Origin of the sequence: Gottfriedia sp. NPDC057991, assembly GCF_042886615.1 — a bacterium.
Taxonomy (GTDB): domain Bacteria; phylum Bacillota; class Bacilli; order Bacillales; family Bacillaceae_G; genus Gottfriedia.
The window spans coordinates 308,503-330,321 of sequence record NZ_JBHVQN010000005.1; the positions used below are offsets into that span (position 1 = coordinate 308,503).

24 protein-coding genes are annotated in these 21,819 nt (G+C 31.7%); 2 read left to right on the plus strand and 22 right to left on the minus strand.

Annotation, left to right across the window (positions count from 1 at the left end; genetic code table 11):
* Positions 1–355: 355 nt before the first annotated feature.
* From ACFVR2_RS18020 to ACFVR2_RS18090, 15 genes are all read right to left on the minus strand, one after another.
* Complete coding sequence (locus ACFVR2_RS18020) at positions 356–1,591, minus strand: sensor histidine kinase (RefSeq protein WP_387364670.1); 1,236 nt, start codon at positions 1,589–1,591, stop codon at positions 356–358.
* Between the two features lie 8 nt (positions 1,592–1,599).
* The gene (locus tag ACFVR2_RS18025; RefSeq protein ID WP_387364673.1) at positions 1,600–2,271 is read right to left on the minus strand and encodes a response regulator transcription factor; all 672 of its coding nucleotides are present in this window, start codon (positions 2,269–2,271) and stop codon (positions 1,600–1,602) included.
* A gap of 483 nt (positions 2,272–2,754) precedes the next feature.
* Positions 2,755–3,036, minus strand: coding sequence for a hypothetical protein (locus ACFVR2_RS18030; RefSeq protein ID WP_387364676.1), 282 nt, complete (start codon positions 3,034–3,036; stop codon positions 2,755–2,757).
* Between the two features lie 185 nt (positions 3,037–3,221).
* On the minus strand, positions 3,222–4,550 hold the full coding sequence (locus ACFVR2_RS18035) for an LLM class flavin-dependent oxidoreductase (RefSeq protein ID WP_387364679.1): 1,329 nt from the start codon (positions 4,548–4,550) through the stop codon (positions 3,222–3,224).
* 14 nt (positions 4,551–4,564) lie between these two features.
* Positions 4,565–5,098, minus strand: coding sequence for a GNAT family N-acetyltransferase (locus ACFVR2_RS18040; protein WP_387364681.1), 534 nt, complete (start codon positions 5,096–5,098; stop codon positions 4,565–4,567).
* A 15-nt stretch (positions 5,099–5,113) separates the two neighbouring features.
* Entirely contained in the window at positions 5,114–5,587 is a 474-nt protein-coding gene (locus ACFVR2_RS18045) for a DinB family protein (protein WP_335473320.1), read from the minus strand.
* Positions 5,584–6,762, minus strand: coding sequence for an amidohydrolase (locus ACFVR2_RS18050; protein ID WP_387364684.1), 1,179 nt, complete (start codon positions 6,760–6,762; stop codon positions 5,584–5,586). Before ACFVR2_RS18050 ends, ACFVR2_RS18045 begins: the two co-directional genes overlap by 4 nt.
* Positions 6,763–6,787: 25 nt before the next feature.
* Positions 6,788–7,798, minus strand: a complete 1,011-nt coding sequence (locus ACFVR2_RS18055) for an LLM class flavin-dependent oxidoreductase (protein ID WP_387364687.1) — start codon at positions 7,796–7,798, stop codon at positions 6,788–6,790.
* An 18-nt stretch (positions 7,799–7,816) separates the two neighbouring features.
* The gene (locus ACFVR2_RS18060) at positions 7,817–8,569 is read right to left on the minus strand and encodes an amino acid ABC transporter ATP-binding protein (protein WP_387364690.1); all 753 of its coding nucleotides are present in this window, start codon (positions 8,567–8,569) and stop codon (positions 7,817–7,819) included.
* The gene (locus ACFVR2_RS18065; protein ID WP_387364693.1) at positions 8,566–9,276 is read right to left on the minus strand and encodes an amino acid ABC transporter permease; all 711 of its coding nucleotides are present in this window, start codon (positions 9,274–9,276) and stop codon (positions 8,566–8,568) included. Before ACFVR2_RS18065 ends, ACFVR2_RS18060 begins: the two co-directional genes overlap by 4 nt.
* Positions 9,273–10,055, minus strand: coding sequence for an amino acid ABC transporter permease (locus ACFVR2_RS18070; protein WP_335473315.1), 783 nt, complete (start codon positions 10,053–10,055; stop codon positions 9,273–9,275). Before ACFVR2_RS18070 ends, ACFVR2_RS18065 begins: the two co-directional genes overlap by 4 nt.
* Before the next feature lie 26 nt (positions 10,056–10,081).
* On the minus strand, positions 10,082–10,897 hold the full coding sequence (locus tag ACFVR2_RS18075) for a transporter substrate-binding domain-containing protein (RefSeq protein WP_387364696.1): 816 nt from the start codon (positions 10,895–10,897) through the stop codon (positions 10,082–10,084).
* 29 nt (positions 10,898–10,926) lie between these two features.
* Positions 10,927–11,472, minus strand: coding sequence for an NADPH-dependent FMN reductase (gene ssuE / locus ACFVR2_RS18080; RefSeq protein WP_387364699.1), 546 nt, complete (start codon positions 11,470–11,472; stop codon positions 10,927–10,929).
* Between the two features lie 287 nt (positions 11,473–11,759).
* Entirely contained in the window at positions 11,760–12,638 is an 879-nt protein-coding gene (locus ACFVR2_RS18085; RefSeq protein ID WP_387365080.1) for a LysR family transcriptional regulator, read from the minus strand.
* Positions 12,639–13,045: 407 nt separating this feature from the next.
* Positions 13,046–13,420, minus strand: a complete 375-nt coding sequence (locus ACFVR2_RS18090) for a hypothetical protein (RefSeq protein WP_056471423.1) — start codon at positions 13,418–13,420, stop codon at positions 13,046–13,048.
* Positions 13,421–13,969: 549 nt separating this feature from the next.
* Here ACFVR2_RS18090 and ACFVR2_RS18095 point away from each other — a divergent pair.
* Both ACFVR2_RS18095 and ACFVR2_RS18100 read left to right on the plus strand, forming a co-directional pair.
* Positions 13,970–15,220: an MFS transporter gene (locus tag ACFVR2_RS18095; protein ID WP_387364703.1), complete on the plus strand. Its 1,251-nt coding sequence runs from the start codon at positions 13,970–13,972 to the stop codon at positions 15,218–15,220.
* A gap of 503 nt (positions 15,221–15,723) precedes the next feature.
* Complete coding sequence (locus ACFVR2_RS18100; protein WP_387364706.1) at positions 15,724–16,596, plus strand: hypothetical protein; 873 nt, start codon at positions 15,724–15,726, stop codon at positions 16,594–16,596.
* A 70-nt stretch (positions 16,597–16,666) separates the two neighbouring features.
* Here the strand turns inward: ACFVR2_RS18100 and ACFVR2_RS18105 are convergent, their stop codons facing one another.
* The 7 genes from ACFVR2_RS18105 to ACFVR2_RS18135 are packed head-to-tail and all read right to left on the minus strand — an operon-like array spanning position 16,667 to position 21,718.
* Positions 16,667–17,755, minus strand: a complete 1,089-nt coding sequence (locus tag ACFVR2_RS18105; protein ID WP_387364709.1) for a DNA alkylation repair protein — start codon at positions 17,753–17,755, stop codon at positions 16,667–16,669.
* Between the two features lie 31 nt (positions 17,756–17,786).
* Positions 17,787–18,557, minus strand: a complete 771-nt coding sequence (locus tag ACFVR2_RS18110; RefSeq protein WP_387364712.1) for a hypothetical protein — start codon at positions 18,555–18,557, stop codon at positions 17,787–17,789.
* A complete protein-coding gene (locus ACFVR2_RS18115; protein ID WP_387364715.1) occupies positions 18,538–19,035 on the minus strand; it encodes an ECF transporter S component in 498 nt (165 codons plus the stop codon). The genes ACFVR2_RS18110 and ACFVR2_RS18115 overlap by 20 nt, the downstream gene beginning before the upstream one ends.
* Before the next feature lie 14 nt (positions 19,036–19,049).
* Positions 19,050–19,649: a histidine phosphatase family protein gene (locus ACFVR2_RS18120; protein ID WP_387364718.1), complete on the minus strand. Its 600-nt coding sequence runs from the start codon at positions 19,647–19,649 to the stop codon at positions 19,050–19,052.
* Positions 19,646–20,386 carry an adenosylcobinamide-GDP ribazoletransferase gene (gene cobS / locus ACFVR2_RS18125; RefSeq protein ID WP_387364722.1) on the minus strand — a complete coding sequence of 247 codons (741 nt, stop codon included), beginning with the start codon at positions 20,384–20,386 and terminating at the stop codon, positions 19,646–19,648. The genes ACFVR2_RS18120 and cobS overlap by 4 nt, the downstream gene beginning before the upstream one ends.
* Before the next feature lie 10 nt (positions 20,387–20,396).
* Positions 20,397–20,966 (minus strand): bifunctional adenosylcobinamide kinase/adenosylcobinamide-phosphate guanylyltransferase, encoded by a 570-nt coding sequence (gene cobU, locus ACFVR2_RS18130; RefSeq protein WP_387364725.1) that lies wholly within the window; start codon positions 20,964–20,966, stop codon positions 20,397–20,399.
* 32 nt (positions 20,967–20,998) lie between these two features.
* Positions 20,999–21,718, minus strand: a complete 720-nt coding sequence (locus tag ACFVR2_RS18135; protein ID WP_387364728.1) for a hypothetical protein — start codon at positions 21,716–21,718, stop codon at positions 20,999–21,001.
* Positions 21,719–21,819: the final 101 nt, after the last annotated feature.

Below are 21,819 nucleotides of genomic sequence, written 5' to 3' on the forward strand. Positions count from 1 at the left end.
AACGTTGCTTTTTGTAAACACCATTTGTTAAAACATCGTTTACTCATATAAGACACAACTAATTATATAAAAAACTCCAGAATATTACATTTAATCTTTTAAATACATATTCTATTCAATAATCAATGATTCCTTTCATACCAAAAGTACTTTATCGGAAATCCTTTAATTATTCTTCCATAAAAAAAATCTACTTAGTTCAGTAGATTTTCTCACTTCATATAAAATTCTTCATTAAATTCTTTCGGCTTTTTTAATATATTGTTATTTCTTAGGAAATAATGTCGGAAATATACTTTATTTTCTTGGGGAAATCACCAAATTACTTTCTTAATTAACTACGATGACTTGGAATTTAGCTGTTTTTTGAAGAGGACATAATTGGTAATGATACTTCAAAACTTGTACCTTCTCCTTTTATACTTTGAACTTTAATTTTCCCGCCGTGTTCTTCAACAATCCATTTTGCAATTGATAATCCAAGTCCAATTCCATTTTTGGATGTACGTGAGACATCTTCCTGGAAAAAACGGTCAAATATTCGGGGAAGGCTTTCTTCTTTTATACCCACTCCACTATCGATCACCTTTATAAGAAAATTATTTTTCACTTGTTCACAACTAATTTGAATCGTATCATTTTCGTTTGTAAATTTCATTGCATTATCGATTAAAATCACAAGTAATTGATGAATTCTTTCTTGATCACCAAAATAAAAATACGTATCTTTAATAGACAAAAATATTTCTTTACTTTGAAATGAAATGATTTCAGTGAAGTGTGAAACAACTTCTTCCAACAATTCATTTAATGAGAATATTTTTTTATTTAATTGTATTTGTCCTGAATCTGATCTAGCCAAGGTTAATAAGCTTGCTACTAGTTTGGAAAGGCGCCTATTCTCTTTTAACATAATTGAAAAGTCTTGTGCCTTTTCTTCGATTGTTGCGCCTGGCTCTCTAAGCAATAATTCCAAACGTGATTGAATTACGGTTAAAGGCGTTCGAATTTCATGAGAAGCATCTGATACGAACTCTTGTTGTTTTTGCCACGCGTTTGTAATTGGTACGAGTGCACGTCCAGCCAAAATATAACCTGCTACAACTGATAATGCACTTCCCAAAACCCAACCAACAATTAGTATGATTAATAATGTATCAACTAAATCCTTTTCCGAGTCGATATTACGTAATATTTGTAGTGTAATTTTCCCTCGATTTGTCTCACCTTGAATTGAGATCGTTCGATAATTCATATCACCGATTTTATCATTATATATTTCGTTTATTTTTGTAGGATATTTAAGTTCATCTTGTAAAATAATTGCATTCATACCTGGCATGGGATTTACTAATTTTTTATTTTCATCCCACATGATCATCAACACACGAGGATCTCGATTATTAATCGGAAAACGAGTCGGATTATCACTATTTTGTATACGATTAATATTCCATAAAAGTGATTGATCAACTTCTTTATATAATCGATTATTTGTATATGAATAGATAATTAAAGAAAGGATACCAATTATCAAGATAAATACTACTGAATTTATAATCGTTAATCGAATTTTTGTTTTCTTAAACATCTCTTCACCTAGTCATCTTTCATAATATATCCGATTCCTCTGACAGTCTTTATCATACTACCATAATTAAATGGCTCTAGCTTTTTTCGGAGTTGATGTACATATACTTCAACGATCGCAACAGTGGTATCAGAATCAAATCCCCAAATTCTATCAAAAATTTGTTCTTTCATTAAAATCTTACCTTGGTTTTGAATGAAGTATTCTAGTAGTTCATATTGTTTGATTGTTAAATGAATCGTTTCATTATTGATTTCAACAGGATGCTCTTTTCCTTTTAAAATGATTCCTTGATATTTCAATGAACTATCAATTGTTAATTTCCCACTTCTTCTAAGTAATGCATATATTCTTGCTAGTAACTCAGGACCTTGAAATGGTTTTACTAAATAATCGTCTGCACCTAAGTTTAATCCTTCAACACGATCTTCTAATGAATCTTTTGCAGTTAGAAATAGTACTGGAGTATGTATCCCTTCTTTTCTCAAGTCCTTAACAATCTCAAAACCATTTTTCTCAGGCAGCATTACATCTAATACAATCACATCATATATATTTTGCATAGCTAGGAAAAAGCCTTCTTCACCTTCTAATGCTTTATCTACTTTAAAATCGCTCGATAATAATTCTACGATTGAATTTAATACTTCTATATGATCTTCAACAACTAATATTCTCACTTTTATTGCCTCCATAGACTAAAAAAGAAGCGTTCCTTTTAATGCAACGCTCCTTTTCTTTTATTCAAAACTTAATGCTGAATTGGTTTCATATATAAAGCTTTATAAGAAAGGAATACCCGAAAATACCGTCTACTAAAAGAGAAATGCGATCGTTATACTAAACTATATTTTACAGTAATTCTCTCTAGACTTACTCCTATCATACCACCAAAACGCTTTATAAGATTATTCAATTAAAGGTCGTAATAAAATATCTGTATAATTAACAATTGTTTATTTTAATAATTTCAAAAACTGAACTGATAAAGTACTTTAATTTGCTTTAGCAAATTTAATGATTTTCTCGTTTTCTACTCTAGGGTATATAGAACCAATAGCAATTTTGTTTTTCACGCAATCAAAAATAGTTTAGGTGCCTTCATAAAGTCTTTCCAAAATAGCAAAAATTTTTCACCATGTTTTTTGATCAAGATCCTCTTCTTAATTGCTGCTACCTGATGGTGGTTGTTGATTAAAACCGCCGCCTCCGTTTTGTGGAAAACCGCCAAATCCACCTTTTCCATTTTGGAAATTTCTCATCATATTGGTACGGTTATTATTTTTATAGCTTAAATAGCCTACACCTACCAAAGTAAAATTTCCAATTACTAAATTTACGATTAATAAAATTGAGATGACTTTAGGAGAAAAACCACCTGTAGTACGATTTTTCAAATTCGACTTTTGGTTTTTTTCTACTAAGCTTGATTCTAAATTGTCCATCTTATTTCTCTCTCCTTTTATTTGAATAATTAAATTATGTAATAGAATCCTTAATTTTTACTTAAAAACTTAAATCACTACTTTTTTGTTAAAAATCCTATTAGCTTGCTATTAAATGACTACTATAAAGAAAAAAAACCATCTTTGTTTAGATGGTTTTTGAGATTTTCAATTAATTTTTGATATTAATTTTTAACTAGATTAGAAATATAACGATTTTCAGGGACTTGCAAACCTAAATTTCCTCTCAAAGTAGAAGATTCATATTCTGTACGATAGATTCCTCTTTCTTGTAATATTGGAATGACCTGTTCCGTAAAATCCTTTAACGCACTTGGAATTGCGGAGTAAATCATTAGACCGTCAGCTGCCTCTTGTTCATACCATTCTTGAATTAGATTGGCAATTTTTTCAGGTGTCCCAATAAAAGCACTTCTAGGAGTAGCTGCCTGTAAAGCTACTTGTCTAAGAGTTAACCCTTTTTCTTTCGCTTCTTTTTTAATCTTATCCGTATTACTTCTAAAACTATTTTTCCCTAAATCGCCAAGATCCGGGAATGGTTCATCTAACGGATATTGAGAAAAGTCATGATGCTCAAAGTAACGACCTAAGTAATCCAATGCATTTTCAATACTTGTTAAATTAACAAGATCTAAATATTTTTGCTCTGCTTCCTCTTCGGTTTGACCAACTATTGGAGCAATGCCAGGGAATATAACAATATCATCTTTTGATCTGCCGTATGCTACTGCACGATCCTTTACATCTTTATAAAATTGCTTAGCTTCTTCTATATTATCATGACCAGTAAACACTGCGTCAGCTGCTTTTGCAGCTAATTCCTTACCACTTTCTGAAGATCCAGCTTGAAATACAACTGGTTGGCCTTGCTTAGAGCGTCCTATATTAAGAGGGCCTTCTACTTGAAAATATTTGCCTTCATAATTTAATCTGTGTAGTTTTTTCGAATCAAAAAACACACCTGATTCTTTATCTCGGATAAATGCGTCATCTTCCCAAGAATCCCATAGACCTCTTGTTACTTCTAAGTGTTCTTCTGCAATTTTATATCGATCACCATGTGTAGGATGTAAGTTTCTACTATAGTTTTTAGCAGAACCTTCGAGTGGTGAAGTAACTAGATTCCATCCTGCACGGCCATTACTAATATGATCAATTGACATAAATTGTCTTGCTACAGTAAATGGTTCACTATAGGTAGTTGATAGAGTGCCGACTAAGCCAATATTCTTTGTAACAGCTGCTAGTGCAGATAATATTGTAATTGGTTCAAAACGATTTAAAAAATGCGGAATTGATTTTTCTGTAATATATAAACCATCTGCAATAAAAACTAAATCAAATTTTCCATTTTCAGCAATATTCACTTGCTCTTGATAGTAGGAAAGATTTACACTTGCATCTGTTTGAACTTCCGGATGTCGCCAGCCAGACATGCTGCCTCCTACCCCATGTACTAGTGCTCCTAGCTTTAGTTTTTTTCGTTTAGTCATTCTATTTCCCTCCATTAATTTGTTAATATTGCTGTATTGTTAATATTCAGTTCGTAGCTTTTAACAAGAATATTTCCATTCATAAATTCATATTGTTTAGCCCGTTTAAAGCCTAATTTCTCATATAATCTAATAGCAGATTGCATCATATCGGATGTGTGAAGAACGATTCGATCCGATCCCCATTCTAATGAAAGATTGCAGCTTGCTCTAATTAGTTCTGTCGCAATTCCTAATCCTCTTGCTTTAGGAGAAACGCCAATCAACCGGATAATAGGATAATCAATTTCTAGATCAGTTAAACCATATGCCTTTTCAGCAGAATCATAGATAAAACAAGCTCCTAGTAGAACATTATCTGCAATCGCAACAAGTTTTGTCTTTGTTTTACTCTTTTCAGTTGCATCAATAATGCTATTTTTATAGTTTTCCCACTGTTCTTTAGAAAGAATAGCAGCATATTGTTCATATGCTTCTATTAACACTTTTTTAATTTTATCTAATTCATCCGGCTTAGACTCTCTAATAATTAAGCGGTTTGAAGACATAATTTACCTCCTCATTTAAACTAAACTGTACTCATACAAAATACGTTGTATTTGTTTCAAATGAAGATGAACATGTGAGATAAAAGACTTAATAATTTCTTCAACTGTAACAATTACATTTTGAGCATTTGTTCCACTTTTCTTCCAATCATCACTTGTTAATCGTTTAAGTAATTGATTATTATAATGTAAATTAATACGATATGTTTCTAGGACATCAGAAACATCTCCATCATTTGCATATTGCCCTTTAATCCATTCATCTTGATTAAAAGCAGGTAATTGAACACTTGATCCTGCTAATACTTCCCTTAGTCTGAAGTTCACTACAAACTGATGATCTAATAAATGTGTTAATACTTCTGCAATACTCCATGATTTATCATTTTTCTTCCAATGCAGTTTCTCTTTTGTTAAGTTGAATGTTTTTTGATGTAATAATTCATAAAGTTGACTATAGTTACTTAATTCAATTGATAGAGTACTCATTTGTTTCCTCCTATATTAACTACTTTTTTAGAAAGTTCATCCAGAATCGTGATCGAAAAATCTGTAAAAAATCTAACGCTTAACAAAATTGCACTCTCATCAAGGTCAAACTGAGGGTGATGCCACTCGTGTTTTCCTGAAGTACCAAAAAATACGAATAAACCTGGAATTTCTTCTAAATAGTAGGAAAAATCTTCACTAGCAGCTGAAACTTTTGGCTCAATTACATTTAAACCTTGTTTGATTGCAATATCCCGTGCAAGTCGGGCTAGCTTTTCATCATTTGTGACAGTAGGTGGACCCGCATTCCAAATAGTATGAACATCCGTGTTAAATGCACCTCCAATGGACTTACAAATTTCATCTAATCGGTCTTGGATGGTCTGCCTTACTTTCTTATTAAAAGTGCGAACCGTGCCACTAAAAACCGCTTTGTCTGCAATCACATTCGATGCTCTTCCACTATGAAATTTCGTTACGCTTACTACTGCACTTTCAAGCGGGCTAATATTACGACTGACAATCGATTGAAGTGAAGTAATGATATGTGATGCCGATAGAATAGAATCCAAGCCTGCTTCTGGCACTGCGGCATGACTTGATTTCCCATTTATTTCAACAGTAAATCCATCAGCAGATGCCATTAAGGGACCTTTCTTTATTCCTATGGTTCCAGTTGGTAAATCAGGTTTATTGTGCATGCCAATAATCACTTTTGTATCCTTTAATACATTTGTTTTAATAATTTCTAATGCACCTTTTCCAATTTCTTCTGCAGGTTGAAAAATGATCTGAACTTTCCCAGATAGCTCTTTTTCAATTTTTTTCAATAAAATTGCTGTACCTAGAATTGCTACTGTATGAAAATCATGTCCACAGGCGTGCATTTTATTAGGAATTCTTGATGAATAAGATAATCCAGTTTCCTCTTGAATTGGGAGTGCATCGATGTCTGCTCTAATTGCAATTGTAGGTCCGTTATTTTCATTACCGATTTCTGCAACAAGTCCCGTTTGTAAAGGCAATGGAAGGATTCGAATATTATACTCTGTTAAAAGTTGCACAAGTGTAGCTGTTGTTTCATATTCTTCAAATGCTAACTCTGGATTTGCATGCAAACTCCTTCTTATTTGGACTAGTTTTTCAATTAGTGCTTCTGGTATATCAATTTGCATGGTCTTCAACTCCTAACCTTTTGTCTCACACGGTTATTTCTGTAAAAGCCGCTTTAATTAATTGCAGCGAACGAACTCTTCGTTCAAAATCTGGAATCAATGATGTAAAAATAAATTCATCAATCCCGAATTCTCTTTGATAGTCAAAAATTCTTTTTTGAAAAGTTTCTTTTGTTCCATTAAGAACATCTGCATCTCGAACTTCCGTAGTATAGGTTTGACCGGCTTGCTTAGCATAAACTTCAGCTTGCTCTAGTGTTCCAACATTTACAATTTGACCATTTCCTAACGTAACTCTTACAGTTTGAAATTGATTTGAAAGCTTTAGAGCTTCTTCTTCCGTTTCAGTAACAATCGTAGACAATGCTAAAATGAACTTTGGTTTCCGACCATTTTGATGATTAAATGAACTATGATAAACTTTGATCGCTTCCTTTGCTGCGATTGGATCATTATTTATGAATAATGCAAAAGCATAAGGGTATCCTTTTTCAGCCGCAAATTTTGCACTTGATGCACTCGTTCCTAATAAAAATAGCGGAACTCTAATCTGTGGTAATGGAGAAGCTTGTAAAGAATCAAAGGAGCTTACTTCTGAAGCTTCTTGATATAAAAAATTTTCTAGTTCATCGATTTTCTCCTCAAGAGATTGCGGTTCTTTCAAGTTTTTTTGTAGCTCTTGGCTTGATTTTGGAAATCCTCCCGGTGCTCTACCTATGCCAAGCTCTACCCTATTAGGTGATAAATTTGCTAATACGTTAAAGTTCTCTGCTACTTTATACGGACTATAGTGCTGTAACATAACTCCACCTGAACCGACAGAAATTCGCTCAGTTTTAGCAAGAATATGTGATACAAGTACTTCAGGTGATGATCCAGCAATCCCTTGTGAGTTGTGGTGTTCTGATACCCAAAATCGATTGAATCCTAATCTTTCTGCTTCCTTTGCTAGATTAATAGTATTTAAAAGTACTTCGTTTGCAGTCTGACCTGGAAAAATAACACTTTGATCTAAGAAACCATATTTAAGTCCCATATTCTTTCCTCCATTTTTTTAAATATAGTACATATCTTCCTCTGAAAATCGTTTTAAAAACTGAATTGTTCTTTCTTCTTTAGGAGATTGAAATATTTCTTTTGGATTTCCTTCCTCTACAATTATGCCGCCGTCCATAAACACAACATGATTGGCTACATCCCTTGCAAATGCCATTTCATGTGTAACGATAATCATAGTAATTCCTTCTTTTGCTATTTTGCGTATAATCGCTAATACTTCACCTACTAATTCAGGGTCTAATGCAGAGGTTGGTTCGTCGAATAAAATGACCTCTGGATTTAATGCAAGAGCACGAGCAATTCCTACTCTTTGTTGCTGTCCACCTGATAACTGTACAGGGTAAGAATCTAACTTGTTTCCTAAGCCTACTTTCTCAAGCAATTCAGCGCTTTTTTTGTAGGCTGCTTCTTTTGACCATTTTTTAGCTACTATTAATCCTTCCATTACATTTTCAACAACTGTTTTATTTTTAAATAAATTAAACTGCTGAAATACCATAGCTGTTTTCTGGCGTAAAGAAAGAATTTCGTTTTTGGAAGCTTGACTAAAATCTACTTTAAAATCGTCTATTGCAATTTCCCCTTTACTTGGTTTTTCTAAAAAATTTATGCAACGAAGTAAAGTCGTTTTTCCTGATCCACTTGGTCCAAGAATTGCAACGACCTCCCCCTTCTTAACAGTTAAATCGATACCTTTTAACACATGATTTTTTCCAAAGGACTTTGTTACATTCGTTAAAGTAATCATTTCACTCCACCTCGACTAAAGACGCTAAATCTCTTTTCTAATAAACCCGTCATTCTCTCAATCAAAAAAGTGATTCCCCAAAAAATTAATGCAGCTGCAATATAGGCCTCAAAAAACTTCCAATTTGTAGAAGCTACAATCTGTGCCTTTGCGTTTATATCCACAACAGAAACAATAAATGCCAAAGTTGATCCATGTAACATGCCAATAAATGTATTTGATAAATTTGGTAAACTCACAGCGAAGGCTTGTGGAAATACGATTCGTCTAAGTGCTTGCGTTGTTGTCATACCAACTGAATAAGCAGATTCGATTTGCCCTCGATCGATACTTGTAATTCCAGCTCTAACCACCTCAGATAAATAGGCACCTGCTGTAATAGAAAAAGAGATAATTGCAAAAGCCATCATAGGTATTGATGATGAGTTAAATCCAAAATGATAATGTTTAGCAAATGAATCTAGTAACATTGAGACTGAATAATAAATAATTAACAAATGCGTTATCATTGGCGTTCCTCGAATAATCGTAACGTAACCAGATGCAACTTGACTCAAAATTGGGACTTTATAAATCCGAACAATTGCAGTAAAAGTTCCTATAAAAAATCCAATAAAGACTGACAAACCAGTAATGAAAAGTGTAGTTGGAATGGCTGGTAGAATTTGTACAAATGCTTGCCAAATAAATGAGAAATCTAGTTTCATAATCTCGTACTCTCCTTCACAACAACGACATCACGATTCACTTTTCCGAATGGATTGCGGATCTTAAGAGATTTTACTTGCTTTTCAACACTAGAACTTTCATATCTTCCAAACCGCTTTTCTAATAAGTTAAATCCTTTTTCAAGAAAGACACTTAAAATAAAATACACGATAGCAAGAGCAAGATAGGATTCAATGAAATGGCGATTTAGTAATCCTAATGTCTGTGACTGACCAGTTAGCTCCATCACCCCTAAAGTAAACGCTAATGATGTATCTTTTAGCGTTCCTATTAATAAATTCCCTAATATTGGTATCCATATAGTAAAAGCTTGTGGTGCGATGATTCTCTTAAAGGCTTGGTAACTATCCATTCCAACTGAATATGCTGCTTCAATTTGTCCTCGATCTACGGCACTAACTGATGCACGAATCCCTTCTGAAATAAAGGCTGCACTGTGTAAGCCATATGTTAAAATAACAAAATACAAAACATCGATTCTACTAACGTCTACTTTTATTAGTTTCAATATCTCAGGTACACCATAATAAATTAAAAATAATTGAATTAATATTGGAGTTCCTCTAAAAAACGAAACATATACCTGCGAGATTCTTTGAAAAATTGGTACTTTATACAATCTTGGTAGAGCTATAAGTAAACCAATGCCCAACCCCACTAAAATAGAGCTCCCAACAATGATTAACGAAATCTTTATAAAAGGTAGTAATTTAAGAAAATACTCAATTATTAATACAGCTTTAAATTCAGCACCCAATCCTTCTCACCCTTTGGTTTTTAGCTTTAATTATTTGTAAAATCTGCACCTAACCATTGTTTACTTAACTTAGCAAGTGTTCCATCAGCTTTTATTTTTACTATTGCTTCGTCAATTGCATCTACTAATTGTTGATCTTTTGCATCATTTTTTCTAAATGCAAATAATACATCAGCCTCAGTTAAAGCTGGACCAACTGTCTTTAATTCACCTTTTGGATCAATCAAAGATAAAGTAAAATCTGCAGCAACTGTAGCATCTACTCGCCCTGACGTGATTTGTTGTACAGTGTCATTCGCTCCACCATTTTGATAAACAATTTTAATTGCGTTATTATGTGCTTTATTATAGTTTTCAAGTATCTGTGCTTCTGCACTTGTAGCCGATGTTAATACCTTTTTGCCTTTTAAATCATCGATTGATTGAATTGAATTATTCCCTTTTGCAACAACGATTTTATTTTTCCAATGTGCATAAGCTTCTTTATTAAATAAATATTTCTCTTCTCGTTCTGGATTTTTTTCAATTTCATGAGCAACAAAATCTATTTTCTTAGTATCTAGACTTAATAATAAGCTCGAAAATTCATATGTTTTTAAATCAAACTTGTATTCTGGCAATCTTTTATCAATTTCTTTTACAAGTTCAACATCAAAACCAGTTAGATTTCCATCTTTATCGATAAAGCACACATTTGGAAATTGTGTACCAGTACCTACAACAATTCTTTGAACTTTTGAACTAGTAGCTGTTGCTGCCTCTTTATCTTTATTTTTTAAAGCAAATGTAATGATTAAAACTACGACTGCCAAGGATACAAGTGTAATCACAAACTTTTTCATTCTCAATTCCTCATTTCTGAATAATTTTTTTAGGGTCTTACTGCTAGCCAAATTAACTCTTCTGATAATTCTTCAGTTGCTTTATTTAATCTCTCTGTTAATTCATTAGATAATGAAAAATGATTTTGATAATCTCTTATTACCCAATCATCAATTGCATAAACACCAGTAACAAAATGATTTCCTCCAAGAACAGAGAGAACTGGTTTTAATGCATAATCTAAACTGAGTAAATGGGCAATTGTTCCACCGATGAAGATAGGAAGGACAACTTTATTTTTCAAGCCATTCTGAGGAATTAAGTCTAAAAATATTTTTAATAAACCTGAATAGGAGGCCTTATAGACTGGTCCTGCAATAACAACCCCGATCGATTTCTCAATTTTATTAAGGGCTTCTTTAATTTCTTCATTATTAAAATCGCTCTTAATTAAAGCTTCCGTTGGCAAATCCCCAATATTTACTTGGCATACTTTAATACCTTCATTAGTCCACTTTTCTTTTACAAATTGGAGTATGCCATTCAACCTCGAGTTTGGTGATGAACTAGCAGAAATAATGACGATATCCTTCAAAACTTTCCCTCCTCACGTTTTACAAAACCAATATTTCTTATCGGTTAACTTGGAATTAATTGTTATAAACTTTATCACTGACAGAAAATTTAGTCAACTGATTTTTCAATAGAACTTTTCTATCGTTCGATTAAATATTTGAATTAACTAATAAGACGAATTCTAAGTTTATGATTGTACTTATACAGCATATCTGCTATCCATTTTTCTCAATAAGTCTCATGAATTTTCTCTAGTACTATTTAAATTGCAAAAAACTTTAACTTTCCTAATAAAAAAAGAGTTGGTTATTTCACCAACTCTTTGCTTAAATCAACTATTTCATTCAGTAAATCTGTATATTCTCCACGATTACAGAAAATATTTGTTTGTAGATAAATTCCTTTTGTTTCTTCAATATGTATTGGATATAGCAATCCTTCACTAACTTCTCTTTTCACACTAATACTAGGTAAGAATGCAATTCCAAATCGTTCTAAAATAAGCTTTTTAGCCATCTCGGAACTATCAGTATGAATTCTTATGTTTGGAGGAGCTTCTAGATTTTCAAATAATCGATGTATTCTAAGCCAATCCAATGAGCCGCACTCAAAGAAAATAAGATTCTCTTGAGCAAGATCTTGAATTGTAATTGATTCTCTTGAAATAAACGGATGACCTTGATATACATAAAGTGTTATTGGATCCTCAAATAATTTAATTGACTTTAAACTAGGATGACTTATTTTCCGAACAAACCCTATATCAATTTCATTATTTAACACTTTATTTAGTAATTCATCGCTCTTTCCTGTAATGACTTTATAATGTATCTCTTTATTACTTAGAGATAACTTTGGCAAAATTTCTGATATTACATAATTTGAAACTGATACTGTGCAGCCAATTTTCAATTCATTATTGTGTGATTTTTTTTGATTTACATGCATTTTCCCTTTTTCGTATATATGAACTAATTGTTGAGCATACGGTAAGAATCGCTTTCCTTCTTCTGTGATATTAATTTGCTTACCAGTACGGTGAAAAAGTTGACAATTTAATTCCCTTTCCAACGATTGAATTCTAGCTGTAACTGTTGGTTGTGTCAAAAAAAGTGATTCCGCAGCTTTGTTAAAGCTACCATAGTGTATTACATGTATAAACGCTTCTATATTTTCAATATTAATTTCTTTCACATCCTTAAATAACAGTTTAGTTATATACAATAAATATTCATTTTTATTCAATTTGGGATTCTATTCCTACTACTCATTTTTTAAAATATTATCATTTTGAAAGTCTATTAGAAAATTTTTTTATATTTTAATCTTTACATATTCATTGAAGCTTCATAAAATCCTTTTTTATATACTACATTCTGATATTTTAAGTTGATTATTCATTTTTCTAAAATAAAAGTTTATTGTACAAAATTATATATAACTATTCAAGATGATTAAAAGAAAACCCAAGTTCTTATATAGAACTCAGGCTATTAGTCGATAAATTAGTTTTTTAAAATAATAAACGTATAAACATAATAAGTACAAAAATAGTGGAACTCTAATTCATTAATTATTATTAAATAAAAAGGTTACGATAACTTAACTTTTCGAACTACTTGTATCTTGACGTGTTTAGGTATATCACCTTTAATCGTCACTTCTCCATTCGATAGAGCAATTTTTGCTCCCCATCCATTTTTAAATTTTTTAATTTTTACTCGCAGTAATCTTATTTCTACCTGACCTAATCCAGATTTGTTTTTTACTTCTAATTCTGGTGTTTTTGCATTACCAATATTATGTAGAAGTAGTTTTACTCTAATTAGTGGTTCTTCATCGCTTTTCACGATTACATATGCGTTTCCTTGTTCATCCTCTTTAAATTGATCGTAGGTTACTGAAAAGCCTTTTGTACTTAAGTAAATTTCTCCATCATCATTTACTTTGTAAACTGGTGAAAACATATGTCTCTTCTCCTTGCCGTATATTGTTCATATGTAAATAAAGAAAACTTGTCGATTGGCCAGCCTTTAAAGCGAAGTCAGAAACGTAGGTGCACTTATACTTTATTCCTAGAATTGGCTACTACGTCGACTACTCATCATCGCTGCCAACTTATACTTTCTTAAAGTGCAATAAAAAATTGACGATGAAATAAATAAATTATTTTTACGTCAATTCTAATATTAGTATGGCTTAACTATTAAAAAATGTTCTTTCCAATATTTAATATGTTTAAAATATGATTCTTATTACATCAGACAGATTATTCTATTTTATTAAAAATTATTATAAAATGCAATTTTTAAATTCTGAAATGAATAACTAATTTTTGGAAATCCCTACTCTTAATAAAGCCATTATTTTACATTAAAACTTGGTTCTAAAACATAGAATTTAATGAATAAATATGCTATTGTTCTAATGAATTATTTAAAAATTTAAAATCAAATATTCTATTTTGAATTTTGTTTAAAATTAGGAAATTAATAAAAAGGAAGAAGGAACGTCAGTTGATTTACAGTAAACAAGATGTGCTACACAATGAATCCCAGAGCATTAAAAATGGAGCTGCATCTACAATCGCAATCAGTTTATCAAATAACTATTTTATATTGTTTGCTATTGCAATTTTAGGTGCTACCAATTATCAAGTTGGTTTAATTTCTTCCTTACCTTCAATTGTCGGAATGGCCGCAATGCTCCCAGCTGCTTTTATGGTTAATAAGTTAGAAGAAAAAAGAAAATTCACTGCTTACTCCATTTTCTTTACGCGTTTCTTTCTATTAATAATGGTTTTTCTTCCATTTATTAAATCAGAGCATATCGCATGGTTTTTTGTTATTTTAATTGCATTAATGAATTTTCCAGGTACATTTCTAAATTTAGGCTGGCAAGCATTCATTGGTGATTTAATTCCAGCAGACCGTCGAAACACATTTTTTGGCAATCGAAACAGAATACTAACCTTTACAGGAATGATTGTAACGCTTGTAGCAGGAATATGTATGAAATCCATTAGCTCAAAAAGTGCCCTTCCATATCAAATACTTTTTTTATTTGCATTTATTTTTGGAATGATCGAGTTTTTTTATATATTGAAACATAAAGAGGAAAAGCAAAAAATTGAGATTTCTAATCACTATTCTCCTTTTTCGAAACACATTTTTCAGTATAAACCCTATATCACATTTTTAGTTTGTGCACTATTTTTTAATTTCGCGTGGCAAATGGCATGGTCTTTATTTTCGATTTATCAAATAAGAATTGCTCATGCAACTGCTTTTTGGATTAGTTTATTTACTGTAAGCAACCAACTTTCACAAATCGTTAGCTTTCGTTGGTGGGCAAAAATGGCGAATCGTTATAGTAATACTCAATTATTAATTTGGATTTCGATTGGAATGGCCTCTGCACCTATTTTAAATATTTTATCAACAAATTATGTATACTTATTTATCGTAAACTTTACATCAGGATTTTTTGTATCTGGTACAGTTTTAATATTATTTAATAGCTTACTAGAGGCTACTGAAGAAGAACATCGTACTTCCTATATTGCTAATTATAATTTCTTACTTTCAATTGTTGCCTTCATCGCTCCACAATTTGGTGTTTTTTTACTTGAATCATTCAGTATGAATATTGCGATGATTATTTCAACGATATTCAGAGGATTGGCGGGAGTATTATTTGGAGTGATGGCCTATAAAATGTCGCATTCAAATCAATTAGATTATAAGCAAAATAAGATCTCTCTCTAAATAAATGTAAAGGAGTTCAAAACTACTTTAATCGTTTTCACATTATAATGCCCTTGATATGTAACAGCTCTCATATTGTGCCTCCTACTGTAGGTCATTTTCATATCGTTACCTTAAGGACTATAAATATGTAATTACTAATAAATAACGTATGAATAATCAAATTTAATTAGTGTCTTTAAAGGGCTCGTTTTTTGTTTCTCTTTTTTACTGAAGATTGTATTAAATGCTCAAAAAGTGAAGTCCCATTTTTTAGTGTTATTTTGAGGTTTTTATTGTTTTAGTCAATTTGCCAGGCAGTCTAAAGCATTGATTTTACTCAATGCTCTTTTTATAGGCAACAGACTGACTATAAAATCATACTTTAATTAATGTGATATTAATTTAATTGCCCCTATTAAATGTTACTGTTGTTTTTAAGTAAAATTAACTATTCTTGAACATTCAAATCCAAATTAATTTGATACTATTAATATTAGTACGATTTAGGAAAGGATACTGATATGACTATAGATTATCGTTTTTATGAGAGTCCAACAGATCTTGAATTGCAGTATGATTTTTGGAATAAGATGACCGAATCTCTACCATATGCTTGGAAACCAACTTTATCTCCAAAATTATTTGAACACCAATCTGAATTTAATGAAAAATCTAGATGCTTTGCTTTTGAAGGAGATCAGCTTGTTGGTTATATGAGTTTCTCTGGTAAAGGTGAATTTGTTTCATTAGGTTATCCATGGGTATTGCCAGAATATGAGGATACTGTGCGAGATGAATTATTTGAAAGAGTTTATCAATTTGCTATTAGTGAGGAATATGGTGGAAAATTACTTGCACAGCGATTTAGAGGGCAGTGGGCAAAACAAATAGACTATTTCTTATCGAAAGGCTTCAACATTACTAGTCGTTCTCAAATAGTTGGTGCGCATTATCCACTACTTATCAAAACACTCCAAAGTATTCCTGGATTTTCGTATGAAATAAAGGATCAATTTCAATTTAATGTTTGGAAAGATTTAAAAATGAAGCAACAAATTCTTACAAACGAACAAATTGTCATGATGAATGAGTACTATGGATCAATTGAATTCGACTATGCAGTTGAATGTAAGCTAGAAAATCAAGTCATTGCCTATTTTGGTATGACAATACGACCAGATACTGGGTATTCAGAAATATTAGCTGTTGCTTATACTGAAGCAGCTATACCTTATTTTTATGATATAATGGCGATCATCCATAATGAAAACATCAATCGAAAAGTTACAGCAGTTACAATTACTAAGTCACAAATTCCTAAAAGTGTTTTACAAGAAAAACTTGGCTTCACTCCATTAACAGAAGATGTGATGATGCACAAGAGACAGGGATAAGTGGAAGAAAAGATCGGAAAGCTGGATTTAAAAAATTTAAAGAGATTCCAAAAGAATTGGAATCTCTTTTTTATTTTACCGTAAAGTCATAAGTTCCACTTTCCACTCCATTGATTAGTATTGTGATGCTATGTTGACCTGGATAGTGTTTTCTTGTTGATAAGTTTTTGAATGAATGTGTTTTGTTGTATGATAATGTTTTGTCATTTTCAATTGTCTTTTCGGATATTTTAAAGATTTTTCTTGTACGGTTACCTTTTGACTTTACGTAATCAATTGCAAATTCGATTCTAAGTTTTGTGGTAGTCGGTTCGTTACTATGAATCGCAAATGAAAAGTTTAAGTCTCCTCCAATTTCAATTTTGTCTGATTGTAATTGGAATTTGTCTATAAGGATTGCTTTTGTCGTTTGGAATCCAAAAATCGTTAAAGCTTCTATATTACCTTTTTTTAATAGCGTTCTACATGCGTGCTTTATAATCCAATTGGTATGTGGATTTTTACCATACCATTCTTTCGCAATCTTTAATACTAGAGTTGGGTGATCTTTTGAAATATCGTTTAAATTATTCGCTACACTTTTGCGAACATATAATGACTCGTCTTCTTTTAAATTTTCTAGAATAGGAAGAATTGGAGCTGGGTCTTTTTTTAGACTTTTTAGAACCATCCCCCATGGTAACTTTGGACGGCATCCTTCACTTGCTAGTCTTCTTACATGTTCATTTGGATGAGTAGACCATTTAAGCATCTGCGTCATCATTCGTTCTTGATCTTGTACTATGAACGGTCTAACAGCAAATTCTGCTGTTGAGTGCTGTGTGAATATTTCTATGGCTTCTATTGATTTTTCCCAATGATCTAAGCCGTACACTTCAACAAAATCGGGAAAAATAATACTACTTAATTGGCCCTTTGGAAATTTCTCTAATATACTACTTAGAATCTCTATTGATTTTTCAAACTTTTTGGGAAGTGTCTCTCCCAAACAAATCGTAATATGTCTCATTCTTTCCTTTAATGTTTTTTCTTCCCAGCTTTCATTGAATACTTTATCCATAAAAGTTTCACGATTAAAATCTGTATAAACGGTATTGATTTCGTTTGCGATTTTTGAAATTAAATTGTGGTTATATACATTTTTCAAAGCATCTGCCATTTTTAATCTCCAATCATTTTATTTCAAACTATTAAACAATCTCACCTAATAAAGTGATTGGCTGTGAGATTTGCCTTTTTAATTCTTCAATAGCACCCTGTTTAATAATTGCTAGTGCGCATGTCGCTGGACCGGCTGATTTATGTAACTGGATGATAGGTTGATTTAAGCGTTTTATCTCTTTATTATGTGTTTCCATCAACTGATTCAATTCATATTGAACGCCTTTTGAACCGATTGGTAATAGATCTGAGACATCTTCGCAATTTGTTAATTGCTTTAATGAATTAAAATTAATGATTTCGTTTTTATTTTCATTTAAATCCTCTAATACTTCATTTCCTACTTTTGGATAACCAATTAATATTACAACATCACCTGAAATGACTTTTTTTCTATTAAACGGATTATAAATTTCTCCCATTAAAGTAATTCCTAAACCTGTTTGTCTTGTTGGGATATTTTCTTCTGTACTACCAGTAATATTTATTTCTAAGTCGTCATCATAAAAGTTAGCTTCATTATATTCTTTTATCGCTTTTTCAATCCCGTTTATTATTCGCTTCCCTCTACCGTTCATTTCTACACATAAAGTGTTAATTAATACAGTAGGCTTAGAGCGAAATGCCAATGTTTCAACTAAGCATAATTTCGCCGTTAAATAACCTACAATTTCTTCATCAACTTTTATGAAATCAAGCTCACTCATCCCAATTCCACCGCAGCTATCACAAGCAATTGTAAAATAACGATTCTTATCTATATGCATTAAAGTTAAATCCCTATATTTTGAAATTTGCACGTTTCATCACCTTTTGAAGTATAAATGCTAAAACAATATTGGCCGCTGAAGCTAAAGTCAATGGCACAACCATTAAGATAAAAAAACTACTAACAGTCTTTACTGTAAATGAGTGATTCAAATAAGCAATTAATAGACCACTTAATAAAGTTGCCACTGGACCATTTAAAATAATCGCCACTACCATTGCAATGTATTGATTCATTTTTTTAAATAATACGCCAAAAATCCAAACAATCACAAGCATTTGAATTGCAATAAATAGGTGCACTGGTACTGTAAATGGAAAACCCGAAGTAATTGCTGTCAGAAGATGACCTAGTGCCCCTACAATCCCGCCTGCAATCGGTGAAATCAACATAGCAGCCAGAAAAGCCGGCAATGAATCAAATGCGATAGAATAGACTATTTTTATATTAGACAGTACTGCACTTAATGCGATAAATAATGAAAGTAAAACAATTCTTTTTGTGTTCAAGTTTATCCATCCTCTTAATTTAGTTGAATGATATTTTTCAAAAATCCAAAACCATCATTATGCTCAATTTCAATAATACATCCATTACTCGTATAAAATTTCCAGAAATGACTTAAATCTAAATGAAGTAAATTTAAGAGTAATAGCTTCATAATTCCCCCATGTGATACTACTATTACATCTTCGTTTTTCGATCTAATGTCATGACAAAATGCATTTACTCTTTCTGCACACTGTTTTAAGCTTTCCCCATTTGGAATTTGAAAATGAATCAAATCTTCATTCCACTTTTCTACAACTTCAGGAACTTCATTTAAAAGATCAGTATATGATTTCCCTTCAAATAGCCCAAAATTTGTTTCCTGTAACCTACGATCAACTATTTTTGATTCTCCTATTAATTCTTCAATCGCATCACTTAATAAAGTGCATCTACGAAGTGGACTAGAAAACAAAATATAGTGTGAAGTAGGCTCAATCATTTTTGTTAACCGGGTAATCACACCACCTATTTGACTTAAGCCTTTTTCTGTTAAATCAAAATCAGTCATTCCTGCATAAACCTTTTGTCTATTGCCAATGCTTTCTGTATGTCTAATTAAAAATATTCTCATACTAATCTCTCACCCATCACAGCAAAAATTAAAAAGCATAATTGGGAAACTTCAATAGTAAATCCAATTACATCCCCTGTAATTCCATCTAGTTTTTGATTGATTCTTTTCGTAATATAAGTAATAAAAATAAACGTGACACATACCGCAAGAACAATTGCTATTTCATTCATTAAAATACTGCTTACACAAATGAGTAACACATATATAATTAGAACAAACAATGAATTAGATTTTTTAGCTTCAATTATAAATTGACTTCCAAATCCTTCATTTCTAGCATAAGTACTTATTCTGCATGTAAATAAGGCAAAGCACCTTCCAATAATCGGAAATAAAAAAATAACAAATGTTGTACTCTTTGATAAAAATAACCAATCTCCTAAAAATAAAATAATTAAGGAAATTACTCCAAATGCACCAATGCGACTATCCTTCATAATTTCTAGTATTCTTTCTTTTGAACGATGACTAAAAATGCCATCTGACGTGTCAGCTACTCCATCAAAATGTAATCCACCCGTTAAGAATAAATAGACTAGTAGAATAAGAAATGCATTCGTTTCTTTGTCCAAAATAAATGAAATTCCACTATGTAAACTAACAAGTATTAAACCATATAACACACCTACTAATGGAACCAATCTAATTCCTTTTCCTAGTTCGGCTTCAATAAAATCGTAATTTTTAACCGGGATGGTTGAAAAGAAACTGAGGATCATTTTAAATCGATTCATATCGTTACTCCTACTTTATTCTTAATGGAATACCAGCTGTGACGAGTATAACTTCTTCTGCTCTTGAAGCAATTTTTTGATTTATACGTCCAGCAATATCTCTAAAAATCCTTCCTAGTCGATAAGATGGAACTAGCCCATATCCTACCTCATTCGAAACAATTATCAATGTTTTACCATGCTGATCACAAACGTCTATCAACTCGTTCACTTCATTTTCTATATCTACTTCAAGTTTATTTATTTGTTCATTATTCATCGTCTCAAAATCAACATCAGTATAAAAATCAAACATTAAATTTGTAATCATAACTGTTATACAATCTAAAATGACAAACTTGGATTGTATAAATTCTTCTTTCATTTTTAATTGATTAAATTGTTTATATCGCTCAACAGTATGCCAATCAATCGGACGATCATCTTGATGTCTTTTAATTCTTTCATTCATATCTCCGTCAAATGGTATGGCAGTAGCAATATAGACTACATCATTTGAATTTGTTTGTAACTCTTTTATTCTTTTTTCTGCGTAAGAACTCTTTCCACTACGAGCTCCACCAATTACAAGAATCAACATCTTCACCCCTTCCCCAAAAAATAGGGATTATTTTAACCTAACTCTCCGATTACAAATAAACCTACTAACAATACAATCAATAATAAAACTGACCCAAATATTTTCTTCAAACTAGGTCTTGGTCCGTCCTTTAATACTCTTATACCAAGTGGTACTAAGGCAATACAAAGAGCCAATGTAGCTACAATTGAAAATGGGGTTGTACCTTTTAAGACACCAAGTGGCAGCGAACTCATAAGTCCTAACATTATAGAGCGAATTAACCCTAGTACTCTAGCTCGATATGAACCGATGGCTAAAATAATCCAACCAAACATAATTAATGGGGATAGGCTATGGAATATATGAAACGCTCCATAAGATTGCGCCATTACTTTTGTTGCTGAATCAACACCTTGAATTCGTACAAGTTGAAAAGCTAGATGATCAACTCCTGCATGAAAAGTACGAGCAAAAAGACCAAATATCGCAAAACTCCCTCCCCATAATGCCCAATTTGGTTTCTTTGCACTGATTAATTTACAAAGTGAAATAACTGCTGGCCACAATAAGACGTTCCCAGCAACAAAGAAACTATAAGATAAAAATAGTAAAGTTGGATGCGCCTTATATGCTTCAAGCTGATCTGGGAAGAAGAAATAAAATCTACTTCTTAAAATGACACCTGTAAGCATACAAATTGGACCTAATATTAATGAGATTCCACTTAACCAACGGCCTGGAAACCAATTATCTTTTACTCCCTCAGTCATAGCCTTTCTCCTTTTATTTAGTTCATTTCTATCATAATTCATTTTTAATAAAAATGAGCATAAAAAAGAAGGTCTTTTCCTAAAAACTAACCTTCTTTTTA